Source organism: Streptomyces alkaliphilus (genome assembly GCF_014141535.1).
In the GTDB taxonomy this organism is placed as follows: domain Bacteria; phylum Actinomycetota; class Actinomycetes; order Streptomycetales; family Streptomycetaceae; genus Streptomyces; species Streptomyces alkaliphilus.
This window is the reverse complement of record NZ_VKHT01000934.1, coordinates 1-1,965: the sequence shown is the minus strand read 5'-3', so window position 1 is coordinate 1,965 and position 1,965 is coordinate 1. Positions and strand designations below refer to the sequence as shown.

Genomic DNA, 1,965 nt, shown 5'->3' with positions numbered 1-1,965 from the left:
GCCAGGGGCCCCTCCTCCGGCAGCACCACGGGAGTCCGGCCGGTCAGCCGCAGCGGCTCCCAGGAGGTGGAGAGCATCATCGGGCCGTCCGCCACCCGGTACAGGTAGCGGGTGCACATCACCGCGTCCCCCGCCTCGACCGCCAACCTGCGCGCCACCGCCGGCCCGGCCGTCCCCCGCTCGCTGCGGGCCTCCCACACGCCGCGCACCCGTTCGTCCGCCTGCTCCTGCCGGAACGGCGAGCACTCCCCCGCCGGGCGGTGCGCGCTGCGGTGCACCCGACGCGGCTCGGGACGCTCCCGCACGTAGGTGCCCGACCCCGAGCGGCCCTCCACCAACCCCTCGGCCATGAGCACCCGACGCGCCTCCAGCGCCACGGTGTCGGAGACGCCGTAGGCGGCCCGGATGTCCGCCTGCGAGGGCAGCCGGGTGTGCGGCGCGAGGACGCCCTCCCGGATCTGCCGGCGCAGGTCCTCGGCGACGCGGAGATAAGCGGGCTGCTCTCCCACCGGCACGGGTCCTCCCGAAGCTGCTCCGACCCGAACGGTCAGCACTGAGAGCAACAGGGTGGCAACCTCAGGTGATGACACGCAAGAGACGAAATCACGTTCACCCGAAAGGCCGAGCGACGATCAGCATCTTTTTCCACGCCCCGTCACCGGCGACCCGGCCGGGCCCTCCCGGCGCCGCGGAGGCTCGGGACGTACCCATATCGGCCCGGTGCGACCGACCGCGCCGACGCCCGGGAAGGGGGAGACCCCGAGGAGCCCGGCCGCCGGTGGAACGCGGGATCCCGGCGGGGCGGTGTCAGTTCCCCCCGACGGGGAGAGGGCCCCCGTACCGTGGGCGGCCGTTCTCCATCACGTGGAAGAAGTGGCCGGATCCCGGCAGGAGCGAACGGTGCTCCCGGTGGAACGCGATGGTTCGGGTGACGCCCTCGTGGGTTCCCGACCACAATCTCCGGCGCAGGACGTGTCTCAGGTCCTCGGCGGCGGTCTCCGGTCCCTCGAGCCCACGGGCGAGGAAGCGCAACGCGTCGTACGCCTCCGCCGCGCGGGGCGGTACCCCGGCGGCGTGGAAACGTTCCCGATAGGCCGTCGCGAACCCCTCGGCCCCGGGGTGCGCCGTCGGGTCGACGAACGAGGTGGTGAAGACCCAGCCCTCGGCCGCCTCCCCGGCCCCGGTGGAAAATCCGGGGGACCCCATCACCGGCTCGGTCGTCACGCGCGGGCCGGAGAAGTCCGCCTCGTGCAGGGCGCGCGCGAACCGGGCGGCCCGTTCCGGGGAATCCGCCGCGAGAACCACCGCCTCGGGCTCCTCGGCCAGCGCGGCGGCGACGACGACGGCGAAGTCCCCGACGTCCGCGCGGACGGGGTGAACGGTGACGGACCCCCTCGAGGGCGGTGCGTGGAGCAGTGAGCCGGTTATCCCGCGGATGGCGTTCGAGGCGGCCCCGTCCTCGATGACGGCGACCCGGGAACAGGGCTCGACCCGGGTGAGGTAGGCGATCACCCCGCGACCGTGGCCGCCCTCGTCGAAGCGGAGTCGGAAGAAGGTGTCGTGATCCCGGGAGGAGACGGCGGTGGTGGCGACCGACACGGCGACCACCGGAAGGCGGGCCTCGTCGTACACCGGCACGGCGGCCTCGGCCGCCTCGTCGGAGGTGGGGCCGATCACCGCCGCGACGGACCCGTCGGCGGCGAATCGCCCGGCTACCTCGGCCGCCCCCGCCCCGTCCCCGCCGTCGTCGCGGACGAGCAGGGCGAGGTCGAAGGAACGGTCGGGGCGGGTGTTGTGTTCGTCGACGGCGACCCGGGCGCCGTTCTCCTGCGCCCGTCCCTCCCCGGCGGTCGGACCCGACAGGTCGGCGTGCAGACCGATGACGTGACGCGGCAACGGGCCGCCGGCGCGGGGGCGATCGCGGGTCAGGAGCAGGCCGGTGAGGACCGCCGCCCCGGCCGGGGC

The 1,965-nt window shown here is 74.8% G+C and carries 2 protein-coding genes; both read right to left on the bottom strand.

Translation table 11 applies throughout. The features are described 5' to 3' along the window. A partial coding sequence (locus tag FNQ90_RS21260) for a GntR family transcriptional regulator (protein WP_182607829.1) occupies window positions 1–515 on the bottom strand: 515 nt, incomplete at its 3' end. Between the two features lie 292 nt (window positions 516–807). Further along, a partial coding sequence (locus FNQ90_RS21255; protein WP_182607828.1) for an ABC transporter substrate-binding protein occupies window positions 808–1,965 on the bottom strand: 1,158 nt, incomplete at its 5' end.